The organism is Claveliimonas monacensis, assembly GCF_014982975.1.
In the GTDB taxonomy this organism is placed as follows: domain Bacteria; phylum Bacillota; class Clostridia; order Lachnospirales; family Lachnospiraceae; genus Claveliimonas; species Claveliimonas monacensis.
This window is the reverse complement of the sequence record NZ_JADCKL010000001.1, coordinates 534,920-553,079: the sequence shown is the minus strand read 5'-3', so window position 1 is coordinate 553,079 and position 18,160 is coordinate 534,920. Positions and strand designations below refer to the sequence as shown.

The window sequence follows — 18,160 nt, the reverse complement described above, 5'->3', positions numbered from 1 at the left end:
AGAGGCTTGACAGGAAGGCGGACCGGGTGCTATCCTACTAACAGGAATTCCAAGTAAAACACTAGGAATTAAAGGAGGGTGATGACAGTGAAGCTTTCCACAAAAGGACGATATGGGCTTCGGGCGCTTGTTGATCTGGCCAGATACAGCGAGGAAGAGCCGGTCTCCATCAGCAGCATCTCCGCCCGGGAGGACATTTCCGAGGGATACCTGGAACAGCTCATGGCGCTTCTTAAAAAAGCGGGGCTTGTAAAGAGCATCCGTGGAGCGGCGGGCGGCTATGTACTGGCCCGGCCGGCCGGTCAGATATCGGTGGGAGACGTGCTCCGGGCCCTGGAGGGAAAACTGGAGCCGGCCGAGTGTGCGGCGTACCACCCGGATGAAGGCTGCCAGGCGGCAGACAGCTGTGTCACGAAGTATGTCTGGAAAAAGATCAATGACAGCATCAATGACACGGTCAACGGGATCATGTTGGATGCCCTGGTGGAGCAAAGCAGGCAGCTGAGGCCCGGCGAGGAGGAAAAAGAAAAGGCCTGCAGCAGAAAATAAATGTAAGAACAGACAACGCGGTCAGCGATAGATAGGAGGATACAAATGGACAGACTGATTTATCTGGACAATGCAGCGACAACAAAGACAGCCCCGGAGGTAGTGGAGGCCATGATTCCCTATTTCACCGAGAATTACGGCAATCCATCCAGCGTCTACAGTTTTGCGTCGAAAAATAAAGACGCAGTGACAGAGCAGAGGGAGATCATTGCCCGGGCTCTTGGGGCACAGACGAATGAGATCTACTTTACAGCAGGAGGATCTGAGAGTGACAACTGGGCCCTGAAAGCCACGGCAGAGGCCTACGAGGCAAAAGGAAAACATATCATTACCACAAAGATTGAGCACCATGCCATCCTGCACACAGGAGAGTATCTGGAGAAGCGGGGCTTTGAGGTGACTTACCTGGATGTAGATGAAAAGGGCCGTGTGCGCCCGGAGGATGTGGAGGCAGCGATCCGGCCGGATACGATCCTGATCTCCGTCATGTTTGCCAACAATGAGATCGGCACCATTGAGCCGATAAAAGAGATCGGACAGATCGCCCGCAGGCACGGTGTTCTGTTCCACACAGATGCGGTCCAGGCTTTCGGCCAGATCCCCATCAATGTGGACGAATACTGCATCGATATGCTGAGTGCCAGCGGCCACAAGCTGAATGGACCCAAGGGGATCGGATTTCTCTATATCCGCAAGGGGGTAAAGATCCGTTCCTTCGTCCACGGCGGTGCCCAGGAGAGAAAGCGCCGGGCAGGGACAGAGAATGTGCCGGGGATCATCGGCCTTGGAAAGGCAGTAGAGAGAGCTGTCGCTTCCATGGCAGAGCGGTCCGCCAAGGAGACCCGGCTGCGGGATTACCTGATCGGCCGCGTACTTGAGGAGATCCCTTACTGCCGCCTTAACGGAGATGCAAAGGACAGGCTCCCCAACAACGCCAACTTCAGCTTCCAGTTCATTGAGGGTGAGTCCCTGCTAATCATGCTGGATATGAAGGGCATCTGCGCTTCCAGTGGATCTGCCTGCACATCCGGATCGCTGGATCCGTCCCATGTGCTCCTGGCTATCGGGCTGCCCCACGAGATCGCCCACGGTTCCCTGCGGCTGACGCTTGGCGAGGAGACCACAAAGGAAGATATAGACTACGTAGTGGACAACCTGAAGGAGATCGTGGCCCGGCTGCGGGATATGTCTCCCCTCTACGAGGATTTTGTAAAGAAAAACAACCGGTAACAGATAGAACAAAAGCTGTGCGGCAGGACAGCAGACAAGGAGGAAGAAAACATGTACACAGAGAAAGTTATGGATCATTTCCAGCATCCCAGAAATATGGGAGAGATAGAGAACGCCAGCGGCGTGGGAACAGTGGGGAACGCAAAATGCGGAGACATTATGCGGATCTACCTGGATATTGATGAGAACCAGATCATCCGGGATGTGAAGTTCAAGACATTCGGATGCGGGGCTGCAGTAGCCACCAGCAGTATGGCTACCGAGCTGGTAAAAGGAAAAAATATACAGGAAGCCATGGAAGTCACCAACAAGGCGGTGATGGAGGCGCTGGACGGCCTTCCGCCGGTGAAGGTTCACTGTTCTCTGCTTGCGGAGGAGGCGATCCACGCAGCGCTCTGGGACTATGCAGAGAAGAACGGGATCAAGATCGAAGGGCTGGAGAAGCCCAAGTCCGATATCCATGAGGGTGAGGAAGAGGAAGAAGAGGAATATTGATCCGGAAGGATAAGGAGAATGGAAAAGAAAAAAGTTGTGGTCGGCATGTCCGGGGGAGTGGACTCCTCCGTGGCGGCCTGGCTGCTGAAGGAACAAGGATATGACGTCATTGGCGTGACCATGCAGATCTGGCAGGATGAGGAAGAGACTGTGCAGGAAGAAAACGGCGGATGCTGCGGACTCAGCGCCGTGGATGACGCCAGGAGGGTGGCGGCAAAGCTGGAGATCCCCTACTATGTTATGAACTTTAAGGAGCAATTCCGCCATAGCGTGATTGACTATTTTGTGGATGAGTACACCAACGGCAGGACGCCCAATCCCTGCATTGCCTGCAACCGGTATGTGAAGTGGGAGTCCCTCCTGAAGAGGAGCCTGGATATCGGGGCGGACTGCATTGCCACTGGCCACTATGCCAGAGTGGAGCAGCTGGCAAACGGCCGCTGGTCTCTGCGGACCTCCGCCACGGCCAGAAAGGATCAGACGTATGCGCTCTATAACCTCACCCAGGACCAGCTGGCGAGAACGCTGATGCCTGTGGGGGCATATACCAAAGAGGAGATCCGCCAGATGGCCCTGGATCTTCAGCTCCCTGTGGCGTCCAAGCCGGACAGCCAGGACATCTGCTTTGTGCCTGACGGGGATTACGCTTCGTTTATTGAAAAGACGGCCTGTCGCAGATTCCCGGAGGGGAATTTTGTCCTTTCCGACGGGACAGTGGTGGGAAGGCATAAAGGCATCATACACTATACTGTAGGGCAGAGAAAGGGGCTGGGACTGTCTCTGGGACACCCGGTCTTTGTGCTGGAGATCCGGCCTGACACAAACGAGGTAGTGGTAGGCACAGGAGAGGAGTCCATGTCCAGGTATGTGCTGGCGGACCATCTCAACTTTATGTCCGTCCCTGACCTGACAGAACCTGTGCGCCTGTTTGCCAAGATCCGGTACAATCACAGAGGCGCCTGGTGCCAGGTGGAAAAGACAGGGGACGACCAGATCCTGTGTACCTTTGACGAGCCTGTGAGAGCCATCACGCCGGGGCAGGCTGTGGTGCTGTACGACGGAGAGTATGTCTTCGGCGGAGGAACTATCACCGGCAGCAAAAAATAAAATCAAAAAAGAAGGGGTGAAACCATGAGGGCAGACGTACACATGCACACGTCCTTTTCCCATGACTCAGAGGCAGAGCCCAGGGAAATGATCGAGGGAGCTATAGCAAAGGGGCTGGAGGTCATTTGCTTTACAGACCACTACGACAAAGACTATATGGGCTGGGGGGATGAGAGCATTTTTGACGCGGACGCTTATTTCGGGACGCTGCGTCCCCTGCAGGAAGAGTACCGAGACCGGATCGATATCCGCATCGGCGTGGAACTGGGCATGCAGCCCCGGCTGGGCGACTTTTTTACAGAGTTTACGAAAAAATATCCCTTCGACTTTGTCATCGGCTCCCTCCACGTAGTGGACGGGGATGACCCGGCCCTGGGGACTGTCTTTGAGGGCCGGACAGACGAGGAAGTATACAGGCAGGCCTTTGTGGAAATGCTGGAGGATATAGAGAACACGCCGGATTTTGACGTGCTGGGGCATATTGACTATGTGGTGCGGTACGGAAAAAACGGAACGGCAGAGTACTCCTACAAAAAATATGCCGACGAGATCGACGCTATCCTGCGGGCTGTCATCGAGCGGGGCAAGGGAATCGAGCTGAATATGGCAGGGCTCAAATACGGCCTGCCTTTTGCCCATCCCCACCCGGATATCCTGCGGCGTTACCGGGAGCTGGGCGGTGAAATCATCACAGTGGGGGCCGACGGACACAGGCCGGAGCACATTGCCTATGATTTTGAAAAGGCGGACAGTATCCTGAAGTCCTGCGGCTTTCGGTATTACACAGAATTTAAGGAGAGGAAACCTGTTTTTAAACTCCTTACATAAAAATGGAAAATGCTCTTGAATTTTTGTATGAGATTTAGTACAATTGTTAATGGTTGAGAGTTCTTTAACAAAGTTAAGGGACGAAAAGAGCTGTGAAACAGTAAATAGACTTTAGGAGGAATGTAATCATGGCAGTAAAAGTAGCAATCAACGGTTTTGGACGTATCGGACGTCTTGCTTTCAGACAGATGTTTGGAGCTGAGGGGTATGAGGTAGTTGCGATCAACGACCTGACAAGCCCGAAAATGTTAGCTCACCTGTTAAAATATGATTCTTCTCAGGGCAAATACGCTCTGGCTGACAAGGTAGAGGCTACAGAGGATTCCATTATCGTAGATGGAAAAGAGATCAAGATCTACGCAAAAGCAAACGCTGAGGAGCTTCCCTGGGGCGAGATCGGTGTAGATGTTGTTCTGGAGTGTACAGGCTTCTATACATCCAAAGAGAAAGCTTCTGCTCACATCAAAGCAGGCGCTAGAAAGGTTGTTATTTCCGCACCAGCCGGAAACGATCTGCCGACTATCGTATATAATGTAAACCACGAGACACTGAAAGCAGAGGATACAGTTATCTCCGCTGCTTCCTGTACAACAAACTGCCTTGCACCTATGGCAAAGGCTCTGAACGATCTTGCACCGATCAAATCCGGTATCATGTGCACGATCCACGCTTACACAGGAGATCAGATGACTCTGGACGGACCGCAGAGAAAAGGCGATCTGAGAAGATCTCGTGCCGCTGCATGCAATATCGTTCCTAACAGCACAGGTGCTGCAAAGGCTATCGGCCTTGTTATTCCTGAGCTGAACGGCAAACTCATCGGCGCTGCACAGAGAGTTCCTACTCCGACAGGTTCCACAACGATCCTGACAGCAGTTGTAGAGGGTAATGTGACAGTTGACCAGATCAACGAGGCAATGAAAGCTGCTTCCACAGAGTCCTTCGGATACAACACAGATGAGATCGTATCCAGCGATATCGTTGGTATGAGATACGGCTCACTGTTCGACGCTACACAGACAATGGTTCTTCCGCTTGAGAATGGAACAACAGAAGTTCAGGTTGTTTCCTGGTATGACAATGAGAACTCATACACAAGCCAGATGGTAAGAACAATCAAATACTTCGCAGAATTAGCGTAATTAAGACTCACGAAAGGGTCCGGTCTGATTGGACCGGGCCCTTTTTTATGAAACCGCAGGTTCCGGCAAGGAAAACAGGAGACGCATTTTGCCGTACCGCGGTCAAACATTTATAAGGAGGCAGTGACATGCTTAATAAAAAATCAGTAGACGATATTAATGTAAAAGGAAAAAGAGTCCTCGTGAGATGTGACTTTAATGTACCCCTCATTGACGGAAAGATCACAGACGAGAACCGTCTTGTGGCAGCCCTTCCCACCATCAAGAAGCTGATCGCAGACGGAGGAAAGGTCATCCTCTGCTCCCACCTTGGAAAACCGAAGGGACAGCCTGTACCTGAGCTCTCTCTGGCACCTGTTGCCGTACGTCTCTCTGAGCTTCTCGGCCAGGAAGTAAAATTCGCGGCAGATCCGGAAGTGGTAGGCCCCAACGCAAAGGCTGCTGTGGAGGCTATGCAGGACGGAGATGTGATCCTTCTTGAGAATACACGCTACAGAGCTGAGGAGACAAAGAACGAGGATGCTTTCTCCAAGGATCTGGCTTCCCTGTGCGATGTATTTGTAAACGATGCTTTCGGAACAGCACACAGAGCACACTGCTCCAACGTAGGCGTGACAAAATATGTGGACACAGCCGTTGTTGGATATCTGATGCAGAAAGAGATCGACTTCCTCGGAAACGCAGTCAACAACCCGACAAGACCTTTCGTGGCTATCCTTGGCGGAGCAAAGGTTTCCAGCAAGATCTCTGTTATCGAGAACCTGCTCGATAAAGTAGACACACTCATCATCGGCGGAGGTATGGCTTACACATTCGCAAAATCCCAGGGTGGAAAGATCGGCATTTCCCTGTGTGAGGATGACTATCTTGAGTATGCGGCAAACATGCTGAAAAAGGCTGAGGAGAAGGGCGTAAAACTTCTTCTTCCCGTAGACAACCGTATCGGAGATGAGTTCTCCAACGATGCCAACATCAAGATCGTTCCTACAGGGGAGATCCCGGATGGCTGGGAAGGCATGGACATCGGACCTGAGACAGAGAAGATTTTTGCCGATGCAGTAAAAGACGCAAAGACTGTTGTGTGGAACGGACCTATGGGATGCTTCGAGATGCCTAACTTTGCACACGGCACAGAGGCAGTTGCGCAGGCCCTGGCTGAGACCGACGCCGTGACCATCATCGGCGGCGGCGACTCCGCAGCAGCTGTAAACCAGCTTGGATACGGTGACAAGATGACACACATCTCCACAGGCGGCGGCGCTTCCCTTGAGTTCCTTGAGGGCAAAGAGCTCCCGGGCGTAGCCGCAGCTAACGATAAGTAAGCACTTAATGAGTCCAAGTCCGGAGGACGCCGGACGAATTCTAGTGCGCACTTAGTTCACCGCACTTAGCGAGCCAAGCCCGCCAGGGCGCAGGAGAGCTTAGTAAGGTGAACATCCCCCCACTTAATGAGTCCAAGTCCGGAGGACGCTGGACGAATTCTAGTAAGCACTTAATTCACCGCACTTGGCGAGCCAAGCCCGCCAGGGCGAAGGGGAGCCTGGTAAGGTGAACATCCCCCACTAAAAATGTAAAGAAATAAGGAAAAGAGTGAAAATAACAATGGCAAGAAGAAAAATTATTGCAGGAAACTGGAAAATGAATAAGACTCCCAGCGAGGCAGTTGCGCTTGTTGAGGAGCTGAAACCGCTGGTAGCTACCGAAGATGCGGACGTTGTATTCTGTGTTCCGGCTATCGACATCATCCCTGTTGTTGAGGCGTGCAAGGGAACAAACATCCAGGTTGGGGCTGAGAACATGTATTTTGAGGAGAGCGGAGCCTACACAGGAGAGATCTCCCCGGCCATGCTCACAGATGCAGGCGTGAAATACGTTGTTCTCGGACATTCCGAGAGAAGAGATTACTTTGGTGAGACAAACGAAGATGTAAACAAGAAAGTGCTGAAAGCTTTCGAGCACGGCATCACACCCATCATGTGCTGCGGCGAGACTCTGGAGCAGAGAGAGCAGGGCGTGACAATGGACTTCATCCGTCAGCAGGTAAAGGTAGGTTTCCAGAACGTGACAGCAGATCAGGCAAAGACAGCAGTCATCGCTTACGAGCCGATCTGGGCTATCGGAACCGGAAAGACAGCTACAACAGAGCAGGCTGAGGAAGTCTGCGCAGGCATCCGCGCATGCATCGCTGAGATCTACGACGAGGCTACAGCAGAGGCTATCCGTATCCAGTACGGCGGATCTGTAAACGCAGGCAACGCTGCTGAGTTATTTGCACAGGCAGACATTGACGGCGGACTTGTAGGCGGCGCTTCACTGAAAGCAGATTTCGGTAAGATCGTAAACTACAAATAAGAATAAAAAAGCACCCGCAGGGGACTTGAAACAGCAGGCCCTGCGGGATTTTGGGTTTCGAGAGGTAAAATACAATGATACTGGAAACTGTAAAACTGCAAGAAGAAGGATCCCTTCCGGACGCCCATGTGGTCTTCTATATTCTGGATACGCCGGGGGAGAAACTCTGGATACAGAAGAGACCATTTGTGATCCTGTGCCCGGGCGGAGGTTATGAAAGGACCAGCTTCCGGGAAGGAGAGCCCATTGCCATGTATTTCCTGGGAAAGGGATATCATGTGGCGATCCTGCGCTACTCCACAGCTCCGGCTGTATTTCCGGCAGCTCTCCTTGAGCTTGGAAGGACCATGGCACTGATCCATGAGAACGGGGAAAAGTGGAAGGCGGACACAGACCAGATCTTTGTCCAGGGATGCTCCGCGGGCGGACACCTGGCCGGGACCCTGGGAACCATGTGGCAGGAGCCGTTTCTTGCGCAGAAGCTCCATGTGAAGGCAGAGGATTTAAGGCCTGCCGGACTTCTGCTCTGTTATCCCGTCATCTCCTCCAAGGAGGGAGTGGCTCACGAGGGAAGTTTCCGCGCGCTGCTGGGCGACCGGTATGAGGCGGAGAAGGAGAAGCTTTCCCTGGAAGACAGAGTGGGAGAGGAGACACCGCCCTGTTTTCTGTGGCACACCTTTGCGGACGCCACAGTGCCGGTGGAGAATTCTCTTCTGATGGCAGGAGCCCTTCACAGATGTCATGTGAAAACAGAGCTTCACATTTTCCAGGAGGGAGTCCACGGCCTCGGGGCTGCGGATGAGCTCTCCAGAAGAGCTGACGGAAGCGGCGTGCAGAGAGAGTGCCAGTGCTGGACGGACCTGGCATACCGCTGGATGGAGCATATCCGGCACCAGGATGAGAAGTAATAAAATGAACCAACAGGAAAGTAGGGAGAATGAAAATGAGTAAAAAACCAACAGTGCTTATGATTTTAGACGGTTACGGTTTAAGAGATAAGGAAGAAGGAAATGCGGTGGCAGAGGGCAAGACTCCTGTCATGGACAAGCTGATGGCTGAGTGCCCGTTTGTACATGGAAATGCCAGCGGCATGGCTGTAGGTCTTCCGGAGGGACAGATGGGAAATTCAGAGGTAGGACATCTGAACATGGGAGCCGGCCGCATTGTATACCAGGATCTGACAAAGATCACAAAGGCTATCCAGGACGGCGACTTCTTTGAGAACAAAGCCCTCCTTGCAGCCTGCGAAAATGTAAAGAAAAACGGCTCTTCCCTTCATCTTATGGGACTTGTGTCCGACGGTGGCGTGCACAGCCACAATACCCACATCTACGGACTTCTGGAGCTGGCAAAGAGACAGGGGATCGAGAAGGTATATGTACACTGCTTCCTGGACGGCCGTGACACACCGCCGGAGTCCGGTAAAGAGTACGTGGAAGAACTGGTGGCAAAGATGCAGGAGATCGGCGTAGGAGAGGTGGCTACTGTCATGGGACGCTACTATGCCATGGACCGCGACAACCGCTGGGACCGTGTGGAGAAGGCTTACAGAGCTCTTGTGTACGGCGAGGGCGAGCAGGCTGTGTCCGGACCGGCAGGCATCCAGACATCCTATGACAAGGAGACGACAGATGAGTTCGTACTGCCCACGGTCATCATGAAGGACGGCGCTCCCACAGCTACAGTGAAAGACGGTGACTCCATCATCTTCTTCAACTTCCGCCCGGACCGCGCAAGAGAGATCACCAGGACATTCTGCGACGACGAGTTCGCAGGATTTGAAAGAGGAGAGCGCGTCAAGACAACATTCGTGTGCTTCACAGACTATGATGTGACCATTCAGAACAAACTGGTCGCCTTTGTGAAAGAGGAGATCACCAATACATTCGGTCAGTTCCTGGCAGCAAACGGGCTGAAGCAGGCGCGTATCGCTGAGACAGAGAAGTATGCCCACGTGACATTCTTCTTCAACGGCGGCGTAGAGGAGCCCAACGAGGGTGAGGACCGTATCCTTGTGAAGTCTCCAAAGGTGGCTACCTACGACCTGAAGCCGGAGATGAGCGCTTACGAAGTGTGCGACAAGCTGACAGATGCCATCAGATCCGGAAAATACGATGTCATCATCATCAACTTTGCAAACCCGGATATGGTGGGACACACCGGCGTGGAGAGCGCAGCCATCAAGGCCATCGAGGCTGTGGACGAGTGCGTTGGCAAAGCTGTTGAGGCCATCAAAGAGGTGGATGGACAGATGTTTATCTGCGCAGACCACGGAAATGCAGAGCAGCTCATTGACGAGGAGACAGGGGAGCCTTTCACAGCTCACACAACCAATCCGGTGCCCTTTATCCTTGTAAACGCAGATCCTTCCTACAAACTGAGAGAGGGTGGCTGCCTGGCAGATATCGCTCCTACGCTGATCGAGATGATGGGTATGGAGCAGCCCAAAGAGATGACAGGGAAATCACTGATCATAAAATAAAACAGGTCAATAAAACAGACAGGGACAGATCCCCGGCAGAGGTTATATGGCTTTCTGCCGGGGTTTTTGTGTTCCATTGCATCCAACGTATATATGTGTTACGCTTACTGTAAGTAATTTTTCTTAGGGGTGACTTGATGAAATTAAACAGATCAAAAGCGGAAACTGCCTTGCAGGAAGCGGAAAAATCTAACCCAGGCCCGTGGGTGGAGCACTCGGTACCTTTGATGTCTCCGAGGAAGACTATCGGTTTATGGAAAAGTTTATCGATAACGCCGTGTACGATGATTATGACCGGCTGGTACAGTTATGTGATGCATTGGCATTACCGACAGGGTTCTGTATCCTGGAGAAGCGGTTTGTGGATGTGACGATCCGCTACGGAGTACATCCTTATACGGTTGACCGCTGGAAGAAGATTTTGGAGATCAGATCAGATTTTGAGGAAAAAATACAGTGTTCTATTTATGAGCTGCTTCCGGGAGTGATAGAAAACAGTTTTAAATAGTAAAGGAGAGGTCTGTCGATGAACTATGATATAAAAATGGTTGCTGTTGATGTGGACGGCACGTTTGTCCATTCGGATCACACTTACGATGTCCCGCGGTTTCAGCGCATTTTATCCCGTATGAAGGAGGCAGGATGCCGCTTTGTAGTTGCGAGTGGAAACCAGTATTATCAGCTGCGGGACCTGTTCCCTGGGTATAGCGATGCGCTCTCTTTTGTAGCTGAAAATGGTGCGTTTGTAAAGGATGGGAAGGAGCTTGTCTTTACAGCAGATATGCCGAAGTCCGTGGTTGATGCAGTGATAGACGTCTGCAGAGTATCCGGAAATATCAAATTTTGTATGTCCCTCCAATGAGGAGGACGGCGTACTTGTGACACTTGAAAAGCTTTTTGGGCTTGGATATTAAAAAACGGAAGTGAGGTATCTCCCGTTCCAGGAGATACCTCACTTCTGTTTTTTACTGGGGAGGCAAACGGCCGTTTTTTGCAGTCCTGTCCTGCTATACAGCCATCTCTTCCCTGCTTTCCGCTTTATCCAGGTTCTTGTTGGCTGTGGACAGCATCAGCTTGATGCGGTTCAGCTGGTTGACTTCGCTGGCGCCCGGGTCGTAGTCGATGGCAACGATATTTGCCAGCGGATAGCGGCGGCGCAGCTCCTTGATAACGCCCTTTCCTACCACGTGGTTTGGCAGGCAGGCGAAGGGCTGCGTGCAGACGATGTTGGTGGCGCCGCTGTGGATCAGCTCCAGCATCTCTCCGGTCAGGAACCAGCCCTCGCCGGTCTGGTTTCCGAGCGACACGATTTCCGAAGCCATGCGGCCAAGGTCGCGGATGTCAGCCGGCGGGTCAAAGTGTTTACTCTCCTTAAAGGCTTTGCTGGCCGGGGAGCGGAACCACTCCAGTGCCTTGATGCCCAGATTTCCCACAATAGCTTTCGATTTAGCAAATCCCAGCTTCTCCACCTTGAAGTTCTGGTTATAGAAGCAGTAGAGGAGGAAGTCGATGAGGTCTGGCACAACAGCCTCCGCACCCTCGCTCTCCAAAAGGTCTACCAGATGGTTGTTGGCGGCCGGCAGGAACTTGACGAGGATCTCGCCCACCACGCCGACTCTTGGTTTCTTTACATCCAGAAGTTCGATGTTGTTGTCAAAGTCCTGGATGATATCCCGGCAGAGCTTCTTGAACCTCCGCCTGGAAGGATAGCCCTGGGATACAAAGTCCGAGCATACCTTTACCCATTTCCGGTGCATGGCCTCCACGGAGCCTTTTACAGCCTCGTAGGGTCGCAGACGGTAGATGCACTTCATGAAGATATCGCCGAACACGGCGGCGTAAATGCCACGCAGCGCAAGCATGGGGGTGATCTTAAATCCCGGGTTTCCCTCCAGGCCGCTTAAGTTGATGGAGATGACCGGAATATGTTCATAGCCCGCTTTTTTGAGGGCCCGGCGGATAAATCCGATGTAGTTGGAGGCACGGCATCCGCCTCCTGTCTGGCTGATGATGACAGCAATCTTATTTGTGTCATACTTGCCGGATAAGATGGCCTCCATGATCTGGCCTACCACCATGAGAGACGGATAGCAGGCGTCGTTATTTACGTATTTCAGTCCCACATCCACGGCCTGCTTGTTGTCGTTGGGCAGCACCTCCACATGGTAGCCGGAAGCGTTGAAGGCAGGCTCCAGCAGCTCAAAGTGGATGGGTGACATCTGCGGGCAGAGGATGGTGTAGTCCGCGCGCATCTCCTTTGTGAATGGTACTTTGGTGATGGCAGAGGAGTGGAGCTCCCTCTTCTGGTTTCTCTGCTCGCGCACACGGATGGCGGCCAGCAGGGAGCGGATACGGATCCTTGCGGCTCCCAGGTTGTTGACCTCGTCGATCTTCAGGGAGGTGTAGATCTTGTCAGAGCCGGTGAGGATGTCCGCCACCTGGTCGGTGGTGACAGCGTCCAGACCGCAGCCAAAGGAGTTCAGCTGGATAAGGTCCAGGTTATCCTTTGTCTTCACAAAGTTTGCCGCCGCGTAGAGGCGGGAGTGGTACATCCACTGGTCCATGACATTTAAGGGCCGCTCTACCTGGTGCAGGTGGGAGACGGAGTCCTCTGTCAGGACGGCGATATTGTAGGAGTTGATGAGCTCCGGTATGCCGTGGTTGACCTCCGGGTCAATGTGGTAGGGGCGCCCTGCCAGGACGATGCCCCGGTTTCCTGTCTTATCAAGGAACGCCACGGTCTCCTCGCCCTTTTTGCGCATGTCATCCCTGCATTCCTCCAGCTCGATCCAGGCTTTGTGGACCGCGTCCCTGATCTCGGATGCAGAAATGGAGAATTTCTCTCCCAGCTCTTCAATGAGCCGTGAGGAAAGCGTCTCCTCGCTGGCGAAGGAGAGGAAGGGGTGCATGAAGTCCACTTCCCCGTTCACGATGGGATCCATATTGTTCTTGATGTTCTCCGGGTAGGAGGTGACGATCGGACAGTTGTAATGGTTGTTTGCCTCCTCAAACTCGTTCCGCTCGTAGGGGACGGACGGGTAGAAGATGTGCTGGATCCCCTGTTCAATAAGCCACTGTACATGTCCGTGGGCCAGCTTGGCCGGGTAACACTCGGACTCGCTGGGGATGGACTCGATGCCCAGCTCGTAGATCTTCCTTGTGGAGGCCGGCGAGAGCACCACCCGGAAGCCAAGAGCTGTGAAAAAGGTGAACCAGAAGGGATAGTTGTCGTACATGTTCAGCACTCTCGGGATACCGATGACGCCGCGCTTTGCATCCTCCTCTGAGAGAGGGATGTAGCCGAAATAGCGCTGGCTCTTGTACTCAAAAAGGTTGGGGAGCGTATTTTTCTTCTTCTCTTTTCCAAGTCCCTTCTCGCATCTGTTTCCTGTGATGAATTTTCTGTTGCCGCTGAAATGGTTGATGGTCAGACGGCAGTTGTTGGTGCAGCCTTTGCACTTGGTCATTGTTGTGCGGTATTCCAGATTTTCAATATCCTCAATGGAGAGCATGGTTGTGCCCTCGCAGTCCACGTACCGCTCCCTGGCGATCAGGGCGGCGCCGAAGGCGCCCATGATGCCGGCGATGTCCGGGCGGACAGCCTCGCAGTCTGCGATCTTCTCAAAGCTGCGGAGCACGGCGTTGTTGTAGAAAGTTCCTCCCTGGACAACAATGTGCTTTCCAAGCTCAGAGGCGTCAGACACTTTGATCACCTTGAAGAGGGCGTTCTTTATGACAGAGTAGGCAAGACCTGCGGAGATGTCGGAAACCTCCGCGCCCTCCTTCTGGGCCTGTTTTACCTTGGAGTTCATAAATACCGTGCAGCGTGTTCCCAGGTCAATGGGATTGTGGGCAAAGAGGGCCTCCTGGGCGAAATCCTCCACAGTGTAGTTCAGGGATTTTGCGAACGTCTCGATGAAGGAGCCGCAGCCGGAGGAGCAGGCCTCGTTGAGCTGCACGCTGTCTATGGTCTGGTTTTTGATCTTGATGCATTTCATGTCCTGTCCGCCGATGTCCAGGATACAGTCCACATCCGGCTCGAAGAAGGAAGCGGCGTAGTAGTGAGCCACTGTCTCTACCTCGCCTTCATCCAGCATAAGGGCAGCCTTGATAAGGGCCTCTCCGTAGCCGGTGGAGCAGGAGTGGACGATCTCTACGTCCTCCGGGAGCTGGCTGTAGATATCCTTGATGGCAGTGATGGTGGTCCCCAGGGGGTCTCCCTCGTTGTTGTGGTAAAAGGAGTAGAGGAGCGTTCCGTCCTCCCCTACAAGGGCCGCCTTTGTGGTGGTGGAACCGGCATCGATGCCCAGGAATGCCTTGCCTTTATATGTAGCCAGGTCTTTTACCGGAACCTGGTGTTTCGCATGGCGGGAGATGAACGCGTTGTACTCCGCCTCAGAGGCGAAGAGGGGCTCCATCCTCTCTACCTCAAATTCCATCTGGATCCTTCTGGCCAGACGCTCCTGCAGCTCCCGGATAGGGACAACCGGTTCCTTTGTGGAGTTCAGAGCAGATCCTATTGCTGCAAAAAGATGTGAGTGGTTTGGAGCGATGGTGTGCTCATCGTCCAGATTCAGCGTGCGGACGAAAGCATCCCGGAGCTGATCCAGGAAGTGCAAGGGGCCGCCCAGAAATGCCACATGTCCCCGGATGGGTTTTCCGCAGGCCAGTCCGCTGATGGTCTGGTTGACAACAGCCTGGAAAATGGAGGCGGCCAGATCTTCCCTGGAGGCACCTTCATTGATCAGAGGCTGGATGTCAGACTTGGCAAACACGCCGCAGCGGGCAGCGATGGAGTAGAGAGCCTTGTAATTCTTTGCGTATTCGTTGAGACCGGAGGCGTCTGTCTGGAGCAGGGAAGCCATCTGGTCGATGAAGGAGCCGGTACCGCCGGCACACACGCCGTTCATGCGCTGCTCAATGCTGCCGCCCTCAAAGTAGATGATCTTTGCATCCTCGCCGCCAAGCTCGATGGCCACGTCTGTCTGCGGCGCATAGTCCTGCAGCGCTGTGGATACAGCCACTACTTCCTGGACAAAGGGCACGCCCAGATGCTTTGCCAGTGTAAGGCCGCCGGAACCTGTGATGACAGGGGAAACCCGGATGGATCCCAGCTTGTAGATGGCCCTTCCCAGAAGATCGGAGAGCGTCTCCTGGATGTTTGCAAAATGTCTCTCGTAGTCGGAAAACACGACATCGTTCTGGTCGTCAAGAACAGCGATCTTTACAGTCGTTGAGCCGATGTCAATTCCCAAAGTAAATAATTCCTGTTGACTCATATTATGTACTCCTTTTTATCTACAATTTAAAGATCTATAGGCAGGATCGATCCCGCCTGGAAATGTATGTGTTCTTTCTTATTAAAAAAGAAAATGGCTTTTAAGCCTGTAACATTATACGACAAAATAGACCAAAAGACAATTAACAAATATTATAGAAATATTAAAATCAGGTAAAACTTAGATGGTATAATTGACAAAAGCATACCGAAACGGTAGAATGACTACAGTATTTACTAATTCTGACAATTACGGGAGGCAGGTATTTCTTCTATGAACTGGCTGGACAAACTGGAGCGCAAAATGGGCAGATATGCCATCCATAATCTGATGTATTACATTATTATACTATATGTTGTGGGACTGGTTGTTCAGCTCTTTGCCCCCTCTTTCTACTATCAGTATCTTTCCCTGGATGTAAATGCCATCCTGCACGGACAGATCTGGAGGGTTGTGACCTTTATCATACAGCCGCCCCAGAGCAGCTACATTTTCATGATCTTTGCCCTCTATCTCTACTATATGCTGGGCAGGGAGCTGGAACGCACATGGGGCGCATTCCGTTTTAACCTGTATTTCTTTGCAGGTATGCTTTTCCATGTGATCGCGGCCTTTGCGGCCTACTTTATCACCGGCGTATCCTTCCCTCTGGGGACGTGGTACCTGAATATGTCCCTGTTCCTGGCCTTTGCCGCCATCTACCCGGATATGCAGTTCTATCTGTTTTTCATGATCCCGGTGAAGGCGAAATGGCTGGGCTGGCTGGACGGACTGTATTTCCTTTATACTATTGCGCAGGCATTCCTTCCGGCCTATGGCGGCGGAATATTCGGGGTTATCTACCAGTCAAATGCTATTGCAGCGGCTGTGTCCATCCTTAACTTTGTTATTTTCTTCCTGGGCTCCAGGAATATGCAGAGATTTTCTCCGAAACAGCAGAGGAGAAAAAGACAGTTTCAGCAGAAGATCCGCCCGGAGAACCACTATGCAGGCGGCGCCCGGCACCGCTGCGCGGTGTGCGGAAGGACGGAGCTGGACGATCCGACGTTGGAGTTCAGGTATTGTTCCAAGTGCAATGGGAATTATGAGTACTGCCAGGATCATCTGTTTACACACATCCATGTGCAATAGACAGCGGACATTTACGGAGGCGAATCAAGCGCCTGTTCAGATAGAAAATGAAATGAGTCAGATGAGTAAAGAAGTGGAGGAATGAGAGAAATGAGTATGAAAAAAACAAAGATCATTTGTACTATGGGACCGAATACAAATGATGAGAACCTGATGAGAGAGCTTGTGAAAAACGGAATGGATATTGCCCGTTTCAATTTTTCTCACGGCGACCACCAGGAGCAGAAAACGAGAATGGATATGCTCAAGAAGATCCGCGACGAGGAGAACAGACCGGTTGCGATCCTTCTTGATACAAAAGGACCGGAGATCCGTACCGGCCTGCTGAAAGATGGTAAAAAAGTACAGCTTCAGACAGGCGGGAAATTTACCCTGACAACGGAGGAGACAGTGGGAGATGAGAACGGCGTTTCCATCAGCTATCCCGGACTTGTGGACGACGTGTCTGTGGGAAGCAGGATCCTCATCGACGACGGCCTGATCGAGCTGAAAGTGACCGGCAAGTCGGAGAAAAAGATCGTCTGTGTCATCGAGAACGGCGGAGAACTGGGAGAGCGCAAGGGCGTCAATGTGCCTAATGTCCCGGTGCGGCTTCCGGCCATTACAGATAAAGACAGGGAGGACCTGCGGTTCGGTGTGGAGCAGGGCGTTGATTTTATCGCAGCCTCCTTTGTCCGCAACGCAGAGTGCATTGTGGAGATCCGCGCTTTCTTAAATGAGTGCGGCGCTCCTTACACACCTATCATCGCAAAAATTGAAAATGCCGAGGGAATCAAGAACATTGATGAGATCATCCGCTGCGCAGACGGCATTATGGTGGCCAGGGGAGACCTGGGCGTGGAGATCCCGGCGGAGGAGGTTCCCTATCTCCAGAAGATGATCATCCAGAAGTGTAATTACTACTATAAACCGGTTATCACAGCTACCCAGATGCTGGATTCCATGATCCGCAATCCACGCCCCACAAGAGCGGAGGTAACAGACGTGGCCAACGCGGTATATGACGGGACAGATGCGGTCATGCTCTCCGGAGAGACAGCTCAGGGCAAGTACCCTGTAGAGGCCCTCCAGATGATGGTGCACATTGTGTGCAACACGGAGGATCACCTGGATTACGACATGATGCTGAGAAAGGCGGAGGAGCACCGGATGAAAGGTATCTCCACAGCCATCGGACATGCTTCCGTTACCACGGCTTATAACCTGGGGGCAAAATGCATCATTACTCCCTCCGTATCCGGAGCTACGGCAAGAGTAGTTTCCAAATTCAAGCCGAGAACACCTATCATCGGCGTAACACCTGACGAGAGGACTCTGCGCAGGATGCAGATCTACTGGGGAGTCTGCCCTATGAAGTCTATCCAGTTCAACTCCACGGAGGATATCTGCTCCAGCGCCATCGAGCTTGTCTGTGCAAAACAGCTTGCTGAGACAGGGGACGTGGTCGTGCTGACGGCGGGACTTCCGTCAAGGAATACAGACAGAGGACGCGAGGGCGCCAGCAACATGATGCGGATCGCGGTCATCGAATAAGAAAAGTGATACAGCCGGCAGGGGCGTGTTCC

At 52.6% G+C, this 18,160-nt stretch carries 14 protein-coding genes and 1 pseudogene; 14 read left to right on the top strand and 1 reads right to left on the bottom strand.

From position 1 onward, the window contains the following. The first annotated feature begins 87 nt into the window (after nucleotides 1-87). From INF30_RS02725 to INF30_RS02670, 12 genes and pseudogenes are all read left to right on the top strand, one after another. On the top strand, nucleotides 88-549 hold the full coding sequence (locus INF30_RS02725; RefSeq protein ID WP_226394145.1) for an RrF2 family transcriptional regulator: 462 nt from the start codon (nucleotides 88-90) through the stop codon (nucleotides 547-549). A gap of 45 nt (nucleotides 550-594) precedes the next feature. Continuing rightward, nucleotides 595-1,779, top strand: a complete 1,185-nt coding sequence (nifS, locus tag INF30_RS02720) for a cysteine desulfurase NifS (protein WP_226394144.1) — start codon at nucleotides 595-597, stop codon at nucleotides 1,777-1,779. A gap of 51 nt (nucleotides 1,780-1,830) precedes the next feature. Beyond that, on the top strand, nucleotides 1,831-2,274 hold the full coding sequence (gene nifU, locus INF30_RS02715) for a Fe-S cluster assembly scaffold protein NifU (RefSeq protein WP_076777272.1): 444 nt from the start codon (nucleotides 1,831-1,833) through the stop codon (nucleotides 2,272-2,274). Nucleotides 2,275-2,292: 18 nt separating this feature from the next. Continuing rightward, a complete protein-coding gene (mnmA, locus tag INF30_RS02710; RefSeq protein WP_076777273.1) occupies nucleotides 2,293-3,381 on the top strand; it encodes a tRNA 2-thiouridine(34) synthase MnmA in 1,089 nt (362 codons plus the stop codon). Between the two features lie 24 nt (nucleotides 3,382-3,405). Continuing rightward, nucleotides 3,406-4,209 carry a histidinol-phosphatase HisJ family protein gene (locus INF30_RS02705; protein WP_076777274.1) on the top strand — a complete coding sequence of 268 codons (804 nt, stop codon included), beginning with the start codon at nucleotides 3,406-3,408 and terminating at the stop codon, nucleotides 4,207-4,209. Between the two features lie 128 nt (nucleotides 4,210-4,337). Then, complete coding sequence (gene gap, locus INF30_RS02700) at nucleotides 4,338-5,351, top strand: type I glyceraldehyde-3-phosphate dehydrogenase (RefSeq protein WP_076777275.1); 1,014 nt, start codon at nucleotides 4,338-4,340, stop codon at nucleotides 5,349-5,351. A gap of 128 nt (nucleotides 5,352-5,479) precedes the next feature. Next, on the top strand, nucleotides 5,480-6,673 hold the full coding sequence (locus INF30_RS02695) for a phosphoglycerate kinase (RefSeq protein WP_076777276.1): 1,194 nt from the start codon (nucleotides 5,480-5,482) through the stop codon (nucleotides 6,671-6,673). A gap of 280 nt (nucleotides 6,674-6,953) precedes the next feature. Beyond that, nucleotides 6,954-7,703 (top strand): triose-phosphate isomerase, encoded by a 750-nt coding sequence (gene tpiA, locus INF30_RS02690; RefSeq protein ID WP_033124586.1) that lies wholly within the window; start codon nucleotides 6,954-6,956, stop codon nucleotides 7,701-7,703. Nucleotides 7,704-7,777: 74 nt separating this feature from the next. Continuing rightward, nucleotides 7,778-8,611 carry an alpha/beta hydrolase gene (locus INF30_RS02685; protein ID WP_087173225.1) on the top strand — a complete coding sequence of 278 codons (834 nt, stop codon included), beginning with the start codon at nucleotides 7,778-7,780 and terminating at the stop codon, nucleotides 8,609-8,611. Between the two features lie 35 nt (nucleotides 8,612-8,646). After that, a complete protein-coding gene (gene gpmI / locus INF30_RS02680) occupies nucleotides 8,647-10,185 on the top strand; it encodes a 2,3-bisphosphoglycerate-independent phosphoglycerate mutase (protein ID WP_226394143.1) in 1,539 nt (512 codons plus the stop codon). Nucleotides 10,186-10,399: 214 nt separating this feature from the next. Then, a pseudogene (locus INF30_RS02675) lies at nucleotides 10,400-10,693 on the top strand (phosphohydrolase); the annotation flags it as partial. Between the two features lie 18 nt (nucleotides 10,694-10,711). After that, on the top strand, nucleotides 10,712-11,047 hold the full coding sequence (locus tag INF30_RS02670; protein WP_226394142.1) for an HAD hydrolase family protein: 336 nt from the start codon (nucleotides 10,712-10,714) through the stop codon (nucleotides 11,045-11,047). Nucleotides 11,048-11,192: 145 nt separating this feature from the next. On the opposite strand, the gene INF30_RS02665 is transcribed toward INF30_RS02670, so the two are convergent. After that, entirely contained in the window at nucleotides 11,193-15,464 is a 4,272-nt protein-coding gene (locus tag INF30_RS02665; RefSeq protein WP_226394141.1) for a 2-hydroxyacyl-CoA dehydratase, read from the bottom strand. A 273-nt stretch (nucleotides 15,465-15,737) separates the two neighbouring features. Between INF30_RS02665 and INF30_RS02660 the strand changes: the two genes are divergently transcribed. Then, nucleotides 15,738-16,595, top strand: coding sequence for a hypothetical protein (locus tag INF30_RS02660; RefSeq protein ID WP_226394140.1), 858 nt, complete (start codon nucleotides 15,738-15,740; stop codon nucleotides 16,593-16,595). Nucleotides 16,596-16,691: 96 nt separating this feature from the next. Then, nucleotides 16,692-18,128, top strand: a complete 1,437-nt coding sequence (pyk, locus tag INF30_RS02655) for a pyruvate kinase (RefSeq protein WP_076780809.1) — start codon at nucleotides 16,692-16,694, stop codon at nucleotides 18,126-18,128. Nucleotides 18,129-18,160 lie beyond the last annotated feature (32 nt).